The following is a 15,318-nucleotide window of genomic DNA, read 5'->3' as shown; positions in this document are numbered from 1 at the left end:
GAATCATCATGTTGCACAACCTGACCGGCTGGCACGCACTCATCGTCCTCGCCATCCTGCTTCTCGTCTTCGGCTCGACCAAGCTCCCCTCCCTCGCCAAAGGCGTCGGGCAGTCCATGCGCATCCTCAAGGACGAGGTCCGCGACGACACCCCCACGCCGTCGACGGGACGCGTCGACGCCGTCGACTCGACCACGACCGCCGCGGACGGCGTCCCGGTGCCGTACCGACACGCCTCATGACCACGACCACCGCCGCGCGAGGCACGATGCCCCTCGCCGGGCATGTCAGCGAGGCACGCCGCCGCGCGACCCGCGCGGCGGTGTCGCTGGTCGTCGGAGTGATTCTCGGCTTCGTACTCTCCGACCAGATCCTCGACGTCCTGCGCACACCGGTGGAGGAACTCGCGCAGTCCCGTCAGGCCAGCCTGAACTACGACACCGTCACCGGGGCCTTCGACCTGCAGATGAGGATCGGCCTCTTCTCGGGAATCATCCTGTCGAGCCCGGTCTGGCTGCGAGAACTGTTCGCCTACCTCACCCCCGGCCTCACGGCTCGAGAGAAGAAGTACGTTCTCGGCTTCACCGCGGCGGCGGTGCCACTGTTCGCCGCCGGATGCGCCTTCGGCTTCCTCATCTTCCCCCGCATGGTCACCGTCCTCGCGAGCTTCTCCTCCGATCAGGACAGCACCATCCTCGACGCCTCCTACTACGTCGACTTCACCATGAAGATCGTCCTCGCCACCGGAGTCGCGTTCGTCCTCCCCGTACTGCTGGTGATGCTCAACTGCCTCGGGGTCCTGTCCGCCCACCGGCTACGCAGCAGTTGGCGGATCATCGTCGTCGTCATCGCCCTCTTCAGCGCGCTCGTCACGCCGGCGGCCGACGTGCTGTCGATGTTTCTCGTCGCACTGCCGATGTCGGCGCTCTTCGGAGCCGCCGTGGCCATCACCACCGTGCACGACCGGCGGGCACTCACCTCGAACCCCACCACGATCGGGAGAACCCCATGTTCGGACTGACTCTCGAGAAGCTGTTCTTCGTCGCCGTCATCGCCGGCCTCGTCCTCGGACCGAGCCGGCTGCCCGGCTACGCACACCACCTCACCCGCGCGATTCGAACGCTGAAGCAGTTCGTCGAGACGACGCGCGCCACGGCGGAGCGGGAAATGGGCGTGCCGCTTCACCGTTCGGAGTGGGAGTCGCTCGACCTACGGCAGTACGACCCACGACGCATCGTGCGCGACGCACTCCACGACACCACCCCGAACACCGTCGTGACCGACGACATGATCGAGCAGGCGGAGCGGATACGGCCGGGCCAGAAGTACCTGGTGACAGGACCGTCCTCGCACCCCGTCCGCACCCTCATCGCCTCGTTGCCCGCCGACGACCCCCGACGAATCGCTGCGAGACTCGTGACGGAGGCAGACGCGCCTGCCGCTGATGCGAAAGACCTCCAGCGAGAGACGCTGTAGGGCTTCCAGTCGGCAGTGTCGCTCGACATGAGGGACGCCGCACGGGTTCCACGTCGTCCACACCCCCTTCAGCCGGCTGGAGGGGGTGTGGTGCGCTGCGACCCGTGCAGCTGGTCGACGACGCCTGTGCCGAGCACTCCGCGCCGGTGACCGCTCAGCCGGCCGACCCGTACATCTGCTCGACGAGGTCGAGTGACCACTGCGCTGTGATCGGCCCACCGTCGTTGGTGAACTTGTCCGTTCGCACCACCCGCCCGTCCCGCACAGCCGGCAGATCGGCCCAGAGTCGATTCGACTCCAGTGCTCGTAGATCGTCACTCGACGTGATGGCCGCGAGAAGAACGTCCGAATCCGCTGCGACAGGGATGTTCTCCGCTGCGAAGTCGGCCTCGGGACGAGCCGATTGCCAGGCCTGTCCGAATCGAGCTCCGACGTCCTCCAGCACCAGCGAGGTGATTCGCTCCCTGTTGATCGAGATGCCACCGCCGTCTCCGGTGGCGATCGACAGCACCGTCGTGTCACCGAGAGGTCCTGCGAGTTGTTGTCGGAGCGCGGCGACGCGGTCCGAGTACTCGTCGAGCAGGGTGGCGGCCGTGTCCTCGCGACCCAGTGCCGCACCGACCCTGGTCACGTCGTCCTGCCAGGACACCCCGGAATCGGTCGACCCCACGGGGAGCACAGGCGCGACGGCGCTCAACTGGTCGTAGATCTCCTCGACCACCTCGTCACGCGCGATGATGAGGTCGGGATCCGCTGCGGCCACGGCTTCGATGTCGATGCTGTTGCGCGGGAACAGCTCCGCGACTCCCCGCGACAGCAGGTCTCGGGTCGGTGCCGTCAACGGCCCCGGGATCTCCGGCGGAGCCTCGGACTCGACGGGCATGCCGACGACAGGGAGGCCGAAGGACAGGGCGATGTCCAGATCCCGACGCCCGTCGATGACCACGACCGACCGGATCTCGTCGGGGACGACGATGGCCCCCAGGCTGGTGTCGACCGTGCGGCCCGTGGCGTCGTCGGCCGAGACGTCCGCACTGCAGGCGGTCAGCACCGCGACGGCACCGGCAACTGCGAAGACTTTGGTAAAGGATTGGTAATGCACGCCTCACCGTAGCGAGGTGGCCGACAGCATTGTGGTGCCAGCTCGGGCCCGAGCATGTGTGAACGGTCACGATGCGTCAACGACACCGCAACGCCGACCGGACTCGCGCTCACCCACCACCCTGGTCCCTTTCGTCCCGTATCGTGCCACTCGCGTCTTCCTCGTGGTTCAGACGTCTGGCCGTCACAGGTTCCGCAGTCGTCGGCGTACTCGCGACATAACCCGGCCTCGCATCGGCCCACCACCAGGAGTTCACACCCTTCCCGTACAACATCTCACTGGGCCGGGGAATGTCGTTGCCGTGCGCCGGCGAGGTGGGTAGCGAAGTGTACACACCCCACGAAAGGCCCGGCATCGCCGTAGTCACTCTGACCTGGAGGACGTTCGTCACCGACGCGTGCCCACTGGCCATCTACGTGAACTTGAACAACACCGACGCACCTCGCGTGGATCCCTACAGCGGCGCGAAGCCGACAGGCGGGACCTGGATGGTCCATCTCGAGTCGGCCGCCATCGGCACGGTCCCACCCGCGGGCAGGAAGTGGACCGAGCAGATCGCGATCGACATCGGTTCCGGCCGAGCGGGACTGACCCTCACCACGGACGCTCCACTCAACACCACCCTGCTCGACCCCGCGGGCAACACGGTTCGCTTCACGGTGGCCTAGCCACCGAGTTCACGCCCGCGCACCGGAAGCCTCCGCCGCCGAGGAACGGACCCGGGCCGCCACGCCGTCCACGATCGCCCGCGCATCCCGGGCGAGGGAGTCACGTGAGCGCGACTCCGCGTCGTGGACGATTCCCGTGTGCCCGGTTCGCGCGCCGGTGTATCCGAGAATGCCAGTGATGATCTGGGTGGACAGGGCGGTGTCGTAGCCGCGCTTCGCGAAGCCCTCGGCGTCCTCCCCCGCGACCATGGCCAGATGCACGGTCAGGTTGTCGAGCCTGCGTCCGGTCGGCGTGACTCCGGTGTCGAATGCCCACCCGTCGGTGAAGACGCGATCGACCCACCCCTTGAGGAGCGCGGGCATCGACCACCAGTAGACCGGAAAGACCAGAACCAGGTCGTCGACACCGTCCAGGCGACGCTGCTCGGCGAGCACATCCGCAGGAGGAGTCCCACCCGCCGGATATCCGGCGCGGTCCTCGAGCGAGAACCGTGGATCGAAGCCCTCGGCATGAAGGTCGGCAACAGCGGTGGACACGGCGTCCTCGGTGAGTCGGTCGGCGACGGAGCGAGCGAGACGCTGGGTGAACGACGTGGGGTCGGGGTGGGCGACGACGACGAGCGCGGTCATGACGATCCTCTCGGTCGGGATGTACCATCAGTAAGTTACCGATGGTAGGTTACCAACGGTACATAAGAGACGAGGCGGTGTCGATGGCACGGGTGCGAATGACGAGAGAGGATCGCCACGGGCAACTGGTGGCCCTCGCCTGGACGATCGTGCGCGAGGAAGGCACCGACGCACTGACGCTGGGTCGACTCGCGCACGCGGCCGGTATCACCAAACCTGTTGTCTACAGTCACTTTCCCTCACGCGCAGCCTTGCTGGTGGCCTTGTTCGAGGCGTACGACGCGACGCAGACATTCGCACTGGAGCAGGCGCTCGACGCGGTCGAGCACTCACTTGCCGAGCGAGCGCGCGCCATCGCCACGGCGCACGTCGACTGCGTGGTCACCCACGGGCGCGAACTGGCGGGCGTCGCCGCGGCCCTGGAAGGCGCACCCGAGTTGGCCGGCTACAAGCGCCGGTCGGACGCCGCCTACTCGGATCGGTGTCGATCATTCCTCGAACCGTTCGCCGAGGGAGCGCTTCCGGCGTCGACCATGACGGCCGTTCTCGGTGCAGCGGAGGCACTCTCGGCAGAAGCAGCTGCGGGAAACTTGGACACCCGGGAGGCGTACGACGAACTGACGGCGACCATCGTCGACGGAGTGGAACGCAGTCGTCGACGCATCGCCGACTGACCGAGACGAGGCCGCAAAACACTCTTCATGGTGAAGTTACTTCACAGTGAAGTTATAGTGGTGGCGGGTCGGCCTCGACCCCCCATCGAAAGGCTCGACCGTGACCGCCTCACAGCAGCACCCCGTCCGCGTCCTCGTCACCGGCGCGAGTGTTGCCGGCCCGACCCTCGCATGGGGGCTTGCACGCACCGGTTTCGACGTCACCCTGCTCGAACGGTCGGCGTCGCCGCGTGAGACGGGACAGAACATCGACATTCGCGGCCTCGGCCGAGAGATCGTCCGACGCATGGGTGTCGATCACTCGATCATGGAGCACCTCACCGGGGAAGAAGGCACCCGCTTCGTCGACGAGCGCGGAGAACCCTCCGCAGTCTTCCCTCGCGAGGAGGGTCGCGACGGCCCCACCGCGGAGATCGAGATCCTGCGGGGCCGACTGGCGCAGATCCTCGTCGACGCGGTCCCCGACAGTGTCGAACGCCGCTTCGGTGACTTCATCTCCGCCATCGAGCAGGATGCCTCCGGTGTCGACGTGACCTTCGACAGCGGATCCACCGAGCGCTTCGACCTGGTGCTCGTCGCCGAAGGACGCAGTTCTCGCACACGGCGCCTAATGTTCGGAGCCGAGACCGAGCTGCGCGACTTCGGTGTGAGCATCACCTACGGCACCCTCGATCGGCGTCCCGAGGACGTGAACACGTGGGACTGGTACACGGCGACCCGCGGACGCGTCGCGTCCGTCAGGCCGGACAACGAGGGCACCATCAGAGCGAGCATGTCCTTCCGGTCCGAGCCGTTCGGCTTCGAGAAACTGCCCGTGGCAACCCAAGTGGAGATTCTGCGTGAACGGTTCCGCGGTGCCGGATGGCAGACGGACCGCATCGTGGCGGGGTTCGCGGCCCGGCCGGACGAGTTCTACACCCAGCGCATGGAACAGGTACTCGTCTCCACCTGGAGCAAGGGCAGGGTGGCGCTCGTCGGGGATGCCGCGTGGGGCTCGGGTCCGACCGGAATGGGCACCACACTCTCCCTGGTCGGAGCGCACATCCTCACCGGCGAGTTGGCCGCGCACCCCGATCGACCGGACCTCGCCTTCGCTCGCTACGAGGAGCTCATGCGTGGCTATGCCGACAGCGCGCAAGGACTCCCCCGCGGCGGCGCGAAGCTGCTGCATCCGATGTCTCCCACGGGAGTGCGGGCACTCCGCGTCGGCCACCGCGTGGCGGCTTCGGCGCCGGTGCGCAGACTGTTCCAGTCGACCCTCCTGACGAGCGAGAAGCATGTTCCCCGCCTCGCGGAATACCCTCGTCTCCGTGCCTGACATCGCCCACGCGGGAAAGACCACCCACCGATGACCTCACCCCAGACGCGCGTTCTCCAGGCCCTCCGGCTGTACGCGGTGAGGTACCAGGAATCGGCGCATCTCCTCGCCCGCTGGATGGACCTGCCGACCACGGACGGAACCGCACTGGGAGAGGTGATCTGGGCCGAACGCGAAGGCAGCCCGCTGACTCCCGCGGCGCTGTCGCGGCGGGTGGGCCTCACCTCCGGTGCCACCACGGCGTTGATCAACCGGCTGGAAGAGAGGGGGTTCGTTTCCCGCAACCGCGAGAGCAGAGACCGCAGATCGGTGACGCTGCGGGCCACCGAGGCCGCCCACGAGCGGATCGACCCCTTTCTTCGACGGTCCTCGGCGGCGCTCGACACTGCACTCGGCGACTACGACGCCGACACCGTGGACGCGATCAGCGAATTCCTCGTTCGATTCGCCGATGTGCTGCCGGGGGTCTCCGACGCGGAAGGTCACGTCGAGGACGCGTGAGGATCATCCGCGAGACGGCAGCACGCGCCTCATCAGCGACCGTGCCGCCGACACGACCAGACGACGGTCGTGCGTGAGGATGAACTCGAATCGCCGATCGGCGTCGGGAACGTCGACATCGCCGAGGTCGCGAGCGATCAGCGCCGCGAAGTAGTGCCGGCCCACCGCCGTCACCGTCCACTCGCCCGAGAATCGTTCTGTTGCATCCAGTGCGGCACCGCGCACTCCGGGGGCCGGCTCGTCCGGCAGGCCCACCCCCAGCGCGGCGATGAACGGGTGCAGGGCCGCGAGATCGGCGTACCGGTCGACCACGTTCGGCGCGAACCACCGGGCACGTTGGAATGCCGAGAGCACGATGAGTGGGTCCACAGCGCCGCGGGCGTGGTCCTCGATCTCACGAGCCATGCTCAGCACGAACGCTTTTCGCCCCACCAGGGGTGGGATCTCCCCGAACAGGTCGGACGGCACCTCCGGCACTGCGGAACCGGCCGACGACCGTCTACGTGACACCACCGACGGCGTCCGGTCGAGAACGTCGCGGCGTCGCGACGTGTCGGACGGCAACGCCGCGGGTCGGCCGAACAACCAGCCCTGCCCCAGGGTGGCACCGAGCGCTCTGGCACGGGCCAGATGCTCCTCGTTCTCCACACCCTCGGCGAGAATCGTCGCGCCGGTGAACTCGGCGTGCGCACGCACCGCAGCGATGACACGCGCTTGTGCCGGACTCGGATCGGACTGCACCAGCGTGCAGTCCAACTTGATGATGTCCGGTGCCACGAACTCCAGCATGGTGACCGTGGCCTCGTTGGCCCCGACGTCGTCGAGGGCCACCGAGCACCCGAGTCGTCGAGCAGCGTCGACCACCGCCAGCAACGTGGCGGGATCGGACAGCAGCGACCTCTCGGTCAGTTCGATCACGACGTTGATCGGCCGGTCGAAGCTGTCGAGCATTCTCCGTGCGAAGTCGGGTATGACGGGCCCGTTGTGCGGTTCGACGTTGATGAAGACGCTGTACTCGGTACTCAGACCGGCCTCCGCGGCACCGGAGAGTGCGGCCAGTCGGCATGCCCAGTCGAGCTCACGCACCACACCTCGATCCGCCGCCTCGTCGAATACCCGTCCGACATCCACACCGGGTACCGCGGGCCACCGAGCCAATGCCTCGTAACCGACCACCACCCCGGAGTCCAGGTCGACGATCGGCTGATACACCGATCGCGCTCCCCACACGTCCGCCAGGACGGCCTCGACCGCGCGGGATTCGGGATCGACGATGCGCTGCACGCCACCCTCTCCGACGGACTTCCGGGGTTGGTCCGCCGCCGCTCGACTACGGAGCGACTGTGATCACCCCCAGCCTACGGGTCCTGCGCATGTCGGGACGCTGATCGGGGTTCGAGTAACCGAGCATCCGCTCTGCTACGGTCCGAGGTGTCCGCGGTACTCACCGTTCACCGCGACATCGACGAAGGACGGATGCCTCATGACTTTCTCGGGTAAGACCGTGTTCATCTCCGGGGCCAGCCGCGGAATCGGGCTGGCCATCGCGAAGCGCCTCGCAGCGGACGGCGCCACCATCGCGCTGCTGGCCAAGACTGCCGAACCCCACCCCAAGCTCGACGGGACCGTGCACACCGCGGCCGCGGAGATCGAGGAGGCGGGCGGGCAGGCGCTGCCCATCGTCGGAGACGTTCGTGACGGCGAGGCGGTGCAGGCCGCCGTCGGCGCCGCCGTGGAGCAGTTCGGTGGCATCGACATCTGCATCAACAACGCCTCGGCGATCAACCTCGGATCCATCGACGAGGTTGCTCTCAAACAGTTCGATCTGATGAACGGCATCCAGGTGCGCGGGACGTACGCCGTGTCGCAGGCGTGCCTGCCCCACATGAAGGGCCGCGACAACCCGCACGTCCTCACGCTCTCACCGCCCTTGCGCCTCGAACAACGGTGGCTCGTGCCGACCCCCTACATGATGGCCAAGTTCGGGATGACGTTGTGCGCCCTGGGAATCGCGGAGGAGATGCGGGAGATCGGCATCGCATCGAACACGCTGTGGCCTCGCACGTTCATCGCGACCGCCGCGGTGCAGAACCTGCTCGGCGGCGACAAGGCGATGAGCGAGGCACGGAAGCCCGAGATCTACGCGGACGCGGCGTACGCGGTGCTGAGCAGACCGGCCCGCGACTACACGGGACAGACTCTGCTGTGCGAGGACGTCCTGCTGGAGTCGGGCGTGACCGACCTGTCGGCATACGACTGCACGCCGGGAGGCGAACTCGCAGTGGACATCTGGGTCGACGAGCCCAATCCCCCGGGCTACCGACCACCCGCCTGAGGCAGCCCGCCGGCGACCACCGTGCCGTAACAGAGCACATGCTCTGGTATGGTTCGGTGGTGCCTCGCCCCCGCCTCCACGACCTCGACGCGCTGATGGACGCCGCCGAGTCGCTGGCGGTCGACTCCGGCGCCTCCGCCGTCACGATCCGCGCGATGTCGGAGCGCACCTCGATCTCCAACGGCGCCATCTATCATGCGTTCGGGTCACGAGCGGGCCTCCTCGGACGAGTGTGGGTCCGTGACGCACGTCGGATGCTCACTCTGCAGAACGATGCGGTGACCACGGCACTCGAGCACCGACCCGGACGTGACTCCGCCGTCCGGGCCGTCGTGGCAGCCGCAGACGCACCGGCTGCCTTCCTCGCCGAATCACCCGTCGCAGCAAGGTTTCTCATGACGGTCTCGCGGCGAGAGCTGTTGGGCACCGACGACCTGCCCGACGAGGTCGCCGCAGACCTGCGCACCCTCGACGAGACACTGGCCGCACTGCTCGTCCAACTCTCCCGAGCCCTGTGGAACCGCGCCGATCGTGAGAGCGTCGCCGTCGTCAAGGACTGCGTCGTCGGGCTCCCGACAGCACTGTTGCTGCGCGGCACCACATCACCCGACATCGCCGCCCGGGAACGACTTGCCGCCGCCGTCCGCGGCATTCTCGCCCTGCCCCCACCGACCACGGATCACGCCCCGCCCACACGAAAGGCCTCCTCATGACCGCCACCCTCGACCTCCGCGACGGCATCGCCGTCCTCACCCTCGGGGACGACGAGAATCGCTTCTCCCCGGACTGGCTCGACACCGTCGGCGCCCAGCTCGACACGGTCGAAGCCGACGCCCGCGGACTCGTCACCGTCGGCACCGGAAAGTTCTACTCCAACGGACTCGACCTCGACTGGCTCATGGCCAACGGCGAGCGCGCCGACTGGTACGTCGGCCGCGTGCACGCTCTGTTCGCCCGCATCCTGACGTTCCCGCTCCCCACCGTCGCCGCCGTCAACGGCCATGCCTTCGGCGCCGGCGCGATGTTCGCTCTGGCGCACGACTTCCGCACCATGCGAGCCGATCGCGGTTACTACTGCTTCCCCGAGGTCGACATCAACATTCCTTTCACCCCGGGCATGGCGGCGCTGATCCAGGCGAAGCTGTCACCGCAGGACGCCGTCGTCGCGATGACCACGGGGCACCGTTACGGCGGCGACGACGCACTGGCCGCGAGACTCGTCGACGCCATCGCCCCCGACGACGAGGTCGTCGGTGCCGCGATCGAGCGGATCACGCCCATTGCCGGCAAGGACCGCGGCACCCTCGGCGCGATCAAGACCACCATGTTCGCGCCGGTCGTCGCGGCTCTGCGCGCGAGCTGAGTTCGACCTCGGCGGCGATCAGCCCGCCCGTCCACCGAAGGCGTAGTCGGCCAGGGGGAATCGGCGGCTGCGCCATGCCGCCTCGGGAGTGGTCGACGCCCGGAACGGCACGTCCCCGTTCGCGGTGAAGTAGTAGCTGTTGGCGCCGGCACACGTCGGATCGGTGAAGACCTGCCACGACCGACGTGCCAGTATCGCGCTCATGTACTGCTCCTGCGCCGCCGAGGTCACCTCGGCGAAGGTGGCCCGGCGTCGACGAGCCTCGGTCAGGACACGCACGATATGCGCGGCACTGTTCTCGACCAGGGTGAAGAACGAGGCGCCGTTGTATCCGTAGGGGCCGAAGACGGTGAAGAAGTTCGGAAAGCCCGCAGTCGCGACGCCCTGATAGGTGTGGAACCTCTCGGCGTCCCAGTGCTCCGCCAGATCGGTGCCGTCGGCGGAGGTGAGCGGATACGTCGGCAGTGCGTCCCTGTCGGTGACCTTGAATCCGGTGGCGAGGACCAACACGTCGAGCTCGTGCTGCACGCCGTCGCTCGTGCGGATGCCGCCGGGCGTGATCGCCTCGATGGACGTCGTCTGCAGAGAGACGTTGTCCCGGTTGAACGTCGAGAGATACGAGTTGTGGAAACTCGGCCGTTTGCACCCGAGCGCGTAGGTCGGAGTCAGGGCGTCCCGTGTGGCCGGATCGTGTACCTGTGCGGCGATGTACCGACGCGCGGCGACCTGGAGAGCCGCGGTGGCGGGAACCCACTTGTGAAAGTGCGCCAGCACCGGGAACGTCGCCTCGACGAACGCCTGGCTCGCCAGGCGGGCGATCTGCCGGACTCCGGGGACTGCCTCGAGACTCGCCCGTCCCATCCGGCCGAGCGGGAAGTCCGGCTTCGGCAGGCACCAGATGGGCGTGCGTTGAAACACCGTCAGATGGTCCACCTCCGGTGCGATCTCCGGGACCACCTGCACCGCCGTCGCGCCGGTACCGATGATGCCGACCCGCTTACCGGCCAGCGAGACCTCGTGGTTCCACCGGCTGGTGTGCATTGTCGCGCCCTCGAAGGTGTCGATGCCCTCGATGTCGGGGAGCTTGGGCTGGCTCAGCGGCCCGCCCGCGTGGATCAACCAGCGTGCCGTCACGTCGCCGGCGCTGGTCGAGATCGACCACGTCGCGGACGGCGCATCGAACGAGGCCCCGTGTACGCGCGTGCCGAACTGCAGATGAGGCGCCAGGCCGTACTCGTCGACGATCTGCTCGGCGTAGGCACGCAACTCGCGGCCGGGGGCGTAGCTGCGCGACCAGGTGGATCGCTGAGCAAACGAGAACTGGTAGCTGAAGGACGGGATGTCGACCGCCACGCCCGGATAGGTGTTCCACTGCCACGTGCCGCCGGGACCGTCACCGTCGTCGACGATGAGAAGATCGTCGAAACCGGCCTTGCGGAGCGCGATAGCGGTACCCAGGCCGGAGAAGCCTCCGCCGACGATGACGATCTCGTGGTGCCTGCGCGGTGACGTGTCGGGCATGAGGCCCCTTCTTCGACGGTGTGTGGCCGTCGAGGTGCATCCCTCGTGGCCTCGTGACTCTGCGACGGTACAACCGTGACCCGAATCGGACAGCGAAACGTGCAGCGCACGTACTTCCACCGTCATCACGGGGTCCGACCTCCTAGTGTCTGCACCATGACCGTCGAACGAGTACCGGTGTCGGGCGGACACATCACCGTCGAGACACTCACGGGCAGCTCCGATCCGATCCTCGTGATCCACGGGGTGTCCAGCCAGCGCATGCTGTGGAACTGGCTGCACGCGGAGGCGCCACACCTGACGCTCGTCGCGCCGGACCTCCGCGGCCGCGGTGACAGCGTCGACGTCACGGGCGCGTCGTCGCTCGCCCGTCACGCGGACGATCTGGACGCCGTTCTCGAGGCCCTGGGACTCGACTCCGTGCACGTGTGCGGCATGTCGATGGGTGCATTCGCCGCAGTGGAATTCGCAGCCCGGTTCCCGTCCAGAGCGAAGAGTCTCGTTCTCGTCGACGGAGGCGTGCCGGTGGAACCGCCTGCCGGTCTCACCCGAGACACCGTCGCGGCCGTGTTCGAGGACAGGATCGCGCGAACGCGGCAGCGATGGGACGACCTCGACGACTACCTCGACTTCCTGGTGTCGACGTCGTTACCGCTGCTGGACCGTGACGATCCGCTCCTCCGGGAGTACGCCGCTCATGATCTGGCCGACGGTGCGATCCGGCTGTCGACCGATGCGGTCGTCGCGGACGCCACGGACGTCTTCTTCGGCGACTCGCGGTTCCGCGACCTGACGGTGCCGATCCGATTTCTGCACGCGCAGTGGAGCGTCGGGGCAGGGTCTCCGCCGATGTACTCGCCGCAGGACATCGACGCTCTCGAGCTGACGTCCGTCAGAGCACTGGACGGCCTCGATCATGCCGGCACGATCATGACCGCCGTGGGCGCGGCTGCCGTGGGCGAGACGATCGACGACGCACTGCGGGACGGGGTCAGTGACGGGACGCGGTGAACACGTCCACCGGATGCGGCACTCGAAGGCCTCCGTCCGCGCCGGCGACCGACACCGCGTCGAGGTAGGCCCGCACCGGGCCCTGTAGATCGGGGGTCAGCCTGGCCTGCACCGCGAAGTCGAGCACCTCGTCGCTCGCGGACGCCAGATCGACCAGCGCGTGCAGAGTGGCCACGTCGTCGACGACGATCCCGGCGTCGACGAAGGCGTCTCCGACGTCACCGCTGAACCACTGTCGATGACCCTCGAGCGGAGGTGCGAGAACTCCCACCAGCGCGTTCAGCTCGGCCGACGGTGCGACGGCCACCCACAGTTCGCCGCCGGGACGTAGCAGCGCGAGAGCAGCGCGCAGGGTCGCCCCGACGTCGGCGACGTAGTACATCGAGTGCACGAACATCACGACGTCGAAGGTCTCGTCGTCCACCGGGGAGTCACCGAACGACGCCACGTGGCCGTCGGCACTCAGCTCGTCGGCACCCAGCGCGGCCATCGTGGCGGTGAAGCGCTCGACACTGCCGATCCACGGATCGATTCCGACGTACCGCACGGGGCGCCCTGGCACCGCCAACACCAGACCGGCGGCGAGACGGACGTCCAGCACGCCGTCACCGCATCCCACAGACAGCACCGAGATCGGTCCGTCCCCCCTGGTACCCAGCCTGCCGGCAAGGTGCTCGGCGATCAGATCGCGCTGATCGGAGAGCAGTTCGAAAGCGGAATGCAGGCGGGCGTAGGAGTCGGGTTCGAGGCCGGCCAGGGCCGGAGCTCCCCGCCGCACGGCGCGCACACCGTCGAGAAGCACTGCGGCGAGCTCGGTGGGCGGTGGCGCAGCTATGTTGGACATCAGATACGAGTCAATCACGACGCCTCATCCGGTGTGTTGCGGTCGGCTCCTTTCAGGAGGAGTGACATGAGCAGCGGAGACACAGCAGAGCGCAGCCTCGAGCACTGGAGCGAAGCCGGTCGCACGGGCATGGAGGCGTTCTACGCTCTCGCGACCGAGGACTACCGGCAGCTGGCGTTGGCCGCCGACTGGCCGACGCTCCTCGGCGACCGCGCGCACGAGGGCTGGTCGCTGCTCGACGTGGCGTGCGGCAGCGGAAAGTTCCCCACCGCGCTGCGCCGCTACACCGACCTGTCGGCGGTTCCCGAGCTGGCCTACGACCTTCTCGACCCGTCCGCGTTCTCCGTCGCCGAGGCACGCGGCGCGCTCGGCGCGCCGTTCGCGGCCCGGCATGACCTGGTGATGACCCTGCAGGACCTCCCCGCGGATCACGCCGGCTACGACGTCGTCTGGGCCACCCACGCTCTCTACGCACTGCCGCCGGACGAATTGGACGCTGCGGCAGAACGATTCGTGGCCGCACTGGCTCCCGGAGGCCTGGGCCTGGTCGCACAGGCCACGGCGGCCTCGCACTACCTCGCGTTCTACGACGCCTTCCGCGCCGGGGTGCGCGAGGCGACGCCGTACACGACCGCCGAGCAGGTGCGCGACGCACTGACACGAGCCGGCGCGGACGTACGCGATCAGCGCGTCACCTACACGACCGGTACCTCCGACCGTGGCATCGCCGAAGGTTTTCTCCAGCGCTGCGCGTTCGACGACTCGGTGTCGCTGGAAGAGATGGAAGCCGCTCCGGTGCTGGGCGAGTACCTGGCCTCATGCCGCGACGCGTCCGGTTCCTACACCTTCTCACACGAGGCGGCGCTGCTGTGGCTCTGAACGACTCGACCACCAATGATCGCCTGCCCGAACAGAACCGGGACGGCGGTATCGATCAGGACTGGGCAGGCGACGATCAGGACTGGTGGGACTGGTACGTCACCCTGGCCGCGAACGATGCGGCGCCCGCCGAACTGGTCGAGGGTCCCGGCCTGCCCGATGTCGAGGCCGCCACGGACGAGCAGATCGAGCGCGAGCTGGCCGAGCCCTACGCCCTCGATCCCGCTTCCGTCGAGGCCTTCGCACGGCAGGCTTTCGTGCGACTGCCCGCAGTGCTGTCGCCGGCGGTGGTGCGCCGCCTCGCCGAGCGACTCGAGGAGTTGCTGCGCGCGGAGCACGGTGACGACGTCGCCGGGCGATTCACCGCGCTCGAGCAGATGTGGCTCCACGACGATCTGATGCGCACCGTGGCGCTCTCGCCCCGCATCGGCGGTCTGGCTGCGGCACTGCTCGACGTGCCCGGAGTGCGCCTGTACCACGACAATGCGCTGTCCAAAGAGCCCGGCTGCGGGCGCACGCCGTGGCATCACGACGCCGAACACTTCCCCCTGCAGACCACCGACGCCGTCACCGCGTGGATGCCGATGTCGGCCATCCCGGGCCGGATGGGTCCGCTGTCCTTCGCCCGCGGTCGGGACGTGTTGGACGAGGTCGCCGATCTGGAGTTCGTCAAGGTCGGCACGTCGTACGACGAGGCCGTCACCCAACGCTTCCTCCAGCGTGACGTCGCGGTGGAAGCGGAGCCGTTCGCAGTGGGAGACGTGTCGTTCCATTCCGCGCTGTGCTTCCACACTGCGGGCCCGAACCGGACGACGCAGCCGCGTCGAGCACTCGCCACCACCTACTTCGCCGACGGCACCCGTGTCGTGGAATCGCCGACCCTGATCAGCGGTACGTGGCGCGAGTTCCTCCCCGGCATCGAGCCGGGCGGACTCGCGGACTCCGAGCTCAACCCGGTGGTGGGTCGCCGGGACTGAGTCGGCCGGCGGCAGCGGC

At 68.0% G+C, this 15,318-nt stretch carries 18 protein-coding genes; 13 read left to right on the top strand and 5 right to left on the bottom strand.

What is annotated here, in order from left to right:
* Positions 1-8 precede the first annotated feature (8 nt).
* From BR07_RS0111420 to BR07_RS26240, 3 genes are read left to right on the top strand one after another with little or no spacing between them, the layout of a single operon-like run.
* Positions 9-242 (top strand): twin-arginine translocase TatA/TatE family subunit, encoded by a 234-nt coding sequence (locus BR07_RS0111420; RefSeq protein ID WP_027505561.1) that lies wholly within the window; start codon positions 9-11, stop codon positions 240-242.
* Entirely contained in the window at positions 239-1,021 is a 783-nt protein-coding gene (gene tatC / locus BR07_RS0111415) for a twin-arginine translocase subunit TatC (RefSeq protein WP_027505560.1), read from the top strand. The genes BR07_RS0111420 and tatC overlap by 4 nt, the downstream gene beginning before the upstream one ends.
* Positions 1,009-1,476, top strand: a complete 468-nt coding sequence (locus BR07_RS26240; protein WP_081821241.1) for a preprotein translocase — start codon at positions 1,009-1,011, stop codon at positions 1,474-1,476. Before tatC ends, BR07_RS26240 begins: the two co-directional genes overlap by 13 nt.
* Before the next feature lie 154 nt (positions 1,477-1,630).
* Here BR07_RS26240 and BR07_RS24245 read toward each other — a convergent pair whose 3' ends face one another.
* On the bottom strand, positions 1,631-2,578 hold the full coding sequence (locus BR07_RS24245; RefSeq protein WP_051613305.1) for an ABC transporter substrate-binding protein: 948 nt from the start codon (positions 2,576-2,578) through the stop codon (positions 1,631-1,633).
* Between the two features lie 326 nt (positions 2,579-2,904).
* On the opposite strand from BR07_RS24245, the gene BR07_RS0111400 reads away from it, so the two are divergent.
* Complete coding sequence (locus BR07_RS0111400; protein ID WP_037185695.1) at positions 2,905-3,246, top strand: hypothetical protein; 342 nt, start codon at positions 2,905-2,907, stop codon at positions 3,244-3,246.
* 9 nt (positions 3,247-3,255) lie between these two features.
* Here the strand turns inward: BR07_RS0111400 and BR07_RS0111395 are convergent, their stop codons facing one another.
* Positions 3,256-3,876, bottom strand: coding sequence for an NAD(P)H-dependent oxidoreductase (locus BR07_RS0111395; RefSeq protein ID WP_037185693.1), 621 nt, complete (start codon positions 3,874-3,876; stop codon positions 3,256-3,258).
* A gap of 98 nt (positions 3,877-3,974) precedes the next feature.
* Between BR07_RS0111395 and BR07_RS0111390 the strand changes: the two genes are divergently transcribed.
* From BR07_RS0111390 to BR07_RS0111380, 3 genes are all read left to right on the top strand, one after another.
* On the top strand, positions 3,975-4,550 hold the full coding sequence (locus BR07_RS0111390; protein WP_231476306.1) for a TetR/AcrR family transcriptional regulator: 576 nt from the start codon (positions 3,975-3,977) through the stop codon (positions 4,548-4,550).
* 100 nt (positions 4,551-4,650) lie between these two features.
* Entirely contained in the window at positions 4,651-5,868 is a 1,218-nt protein-coding gene (locus tag BR07_RS0111385; RefSeq protein WP_027505556.1) for an FAD-dependent monooxygenase, read from the top strand.
* Between the two features lie 30 nt (positions 5,869-5,898).
* Positions 5,899-6,369 (top strand): MarR family winged helix-turn-helix transcriptional regulator, encoded by a 471-nt coding sequence (locus tag BR07_RS0111380; protein ID WP_027505555.1) that lies wholly within the window; start codon positions 5,899-5,901, stop codon positions 6,367-6,369.
* Positions 6,370-6,372: 3 nt separating this feature from the next.
* Here the strand turns inward: BR07_RS0111380 and BR07_RS24240 are convergent, their stop codons facing one another.
* Positions 6,373-7,653 carry a sensor domain-containing phosphodiesterase gene (locus BR07_RS24240; RefSeq protein WP_051613303.1) on the bottom strand — a complete coding sequence of 427 codons (1,281 nt, stop codon included), beginning with the start codon at positions 7,651-7,653 and terminating at the stop codon, positions 6,373-6,375.
* 199 nt (positions 7,654-7,852) lie between these two features.
* On the opposite strand from BR07_RS24240, the gene BR07_RS0111370 reads away from it, so the two are divergent.
* Genes BR07_RS0111370 through BR07_RS0111360 form a run of 3 tightly spaced genes read left to right on the top strand, consistent with a single transcriptional unit; the run spans position 7,853 to position 10,067 of the window.
* Positions 7,853-8,704 carry an SDR family oxidoreductase gene (locus tag BR07_RS0111370; RefSeq protein ID WP_027505554.1) on the top strand — a complete coding sequence of 284 codons (852 nt, stop codon included), beginning with the start codon at positions 7,853-7,855 and terminating at the stop codon, positions 8,702-8,704.
* A 59-nt stretch (positions 8,705-8,763) separates the two neighbouring features.
* Positions 8,764-9,417 (top strand): TetR/AcrR family transcriptional regulator, encoded by a 654-nt coding sequence (locus tag BR07_RS0111365; protein ID WP_027505553.1) that lies wholly within the window; start codon positions 8,764-8,766, stop codon positions 9,415-9,417.
* Positions 9,414-10,067 (top strand): enoyl-CoA hydratase/isomerase family protein, encoded by a 654-nt coding sequence (locus BR07_RS0111360; RefSeq protein ID WP_027505552.1) that lies wholly within the window; start codon positions 9,414-9,416, stop codon positions 10,065-10,067. Before BR07_RS0111365 ends, BR07_RS0111360 begins: the two co-directional genes overlap by 4 nt.
* Before the next feature lie 18 nt (positions 10,068-10,085).
* On the opposite strand, the gene BR07_RS0111355 is transcribed toward BR07_RS0111360, so the two are convergent.
* Complete coding sequence (locus BR07_RS0111355) at positions 10,086-11,588, bottom strand: flavin-containing monooxygenase (RefSeq protein WP_037185685.1); 1,503 nt, start codon at positions 11,586-11,588, stop codon at positions 10,086-10,088.
* 156 nt (positions 11,589-11,744) lie between these two features.
* Here BR07_RS0111355 and BR07_RS0111350 point away from each other — a divergent pair, with 156 nt between their 5' ends.
* Positions 11,745-12,599 (top strand): alpha/beta fold hydrolase, encoded by an 855-nt coding sequence (locus BR07_RS0111350; RefSeq protein WP_027505550.1) that lies wholly within the window; start codon positions 11,745-11,747, stop codon positions 12,597-12,599.
* Here the strand turns inward: BR07_RS0111350 and BR07_RS26235 are convergent.
* The gene (locus tag BR07_RS26235) at positions 12,580-13,461 is read right to left on the bottom strand and encodes a class I SAM-dependent methyltransferase (protein ID WP_197027778.1); all 882 of its coding nucleotides are present in this window, start codon (positions 13,459-13,461) and stop codon (positions 12,580-12,582) included. The genes BR07_RS0111350 and BR07_RS26235 overlap by 20 nt on opposite strands.
* Positions 13,462-13,509: 48 nt before the next feature.
* Here BR07_RS26235 and BR07_RS26605 point away from each other — a divergent pair, with 48 nt between their 5' ends.
* Both BR07_RS26605 and BR07_RS24225 read left to right on the top strand, forming a co-directional pair.
* Entirely contained in the window at positions 13,510-14,322 is an 813-nt protein-coding gene (locus tag BR07_RS26605) for a class I SAM-dependent methyltransferase (protein ID WP_162246788.1), read from the top strand.
* Entirely contained in the window at positions 14,313-15,299 is a 987-nt protein-coding gene (locus BR07_RS24225; protein WP_051613301.1) for a phytanoyl-CoA dioxygenase family protein, read from the top strand. The genes BR07_RS26605 and BR07_RS24225 overlap by 10 nt, the downstream gene beginning before the upstream one ends.
* Positions 15,300-15,318 lie beyond the last annotated feature (19 nt).

The organism is Rhodococcus sp. UNC23MFCrub1.1, assembly GCF_000686025.1.
In the GTDB taxonomy this organism is placed as follows: domain Bacteria; phylum Actinomycetota; class Actinomycetes; order Mycobacteriales; family Mycobacteriaceae; genus Rhodococcoides.
The sequence above is the reverse complement of the archived record's forward strand: the minus strand, read 5'-3'. Positions and strand labels throughout refer to the sequence as shown.

What these genes read in the sequence shown, in the direction of transcription:
- BR07_RS0111380 (WP_027505555.1), top strand. Translation starts at nt 5,899, where the DNA reads ATGACCTCACCCCAGACGCGCGTTCTCCAGGCCCTCCGGCTGTACGCG.
- BR07_RS0111420 (WP_027505561.1), top strand. Translation starts at nt 9, where the DNA reads ATGTTGCACAACCTGACCGGCTGGCACGCACTCATCGTCCTCGCCATC.
- tatC (WP_027505560.1), top strand. Translation starts at nt 239, where the DNA reads ATGACCACGACCACCGCCGCGCGAGGCACGATGCCCCTCGCCGGGCAT.
- BR07_RS26605 (WP_162246788.1), top strand. Translation starts at nt 13,510, where the DNA reads ATGAGCAGCGGAGACACAGCAGAGCGCAGCCTCGAGCACTGGAGCGAA.
- BR07_RS0111390 (WP_231476306.1), top strand. Translation starts at nt 3,975, where the DNA reads ATGACGAGAGAGGATCGCCACGGGCAACTGGTGGCCCTCGCCTGGACG.
- BR07_RS0111370 (WP_027505554.1), top strand. Translation starts at nt 7,853, where the DNA reads ATGACTTTCTCGGGTAAGACCGTGTTCATCTCCGGGGCCAGCCGCGGA.
- BR07_RS26240 (WP_081821241.1), top strand. Translation starts at nt 1,009, where the DNA reads ATGTTCGGACTGACTCTCGAGAAGCTGTTCTTCGTCGCCGTCATCGCC.
- BR07_RS0111355 (WP_037185685.1), bottom strand. Translation starts at nt 11,588, where the DNA reads ATGCCCGACACGTCACCGCGCAGGCACCACGAGATCGTCATCGTCGGC.
- BR07_RS0111360 (WP_027505552.1), top strand. Translation starts at nt 9,414, where the DNA reads ATGACCGCCACCCTCGACCTCCGCGACGGCATCGCCGTCCTCACCCTC.
- BR07_RS0111395 (WP_037185693.1), bottom strand. Translation starts at nt 3,876, where the DNA reads ATGACCGCGCTCGTCGTCGTCGCCCACCCCGACCCCACGTCGTTCACC.
- BR07_RS0111350 (WP_027505550.1), top strand. Translation starts at nt 11,745, where the DNA reads ATGACCGTCGAACGAGTACCGGTGTCGGGCGGACACATCACCGTCGAG.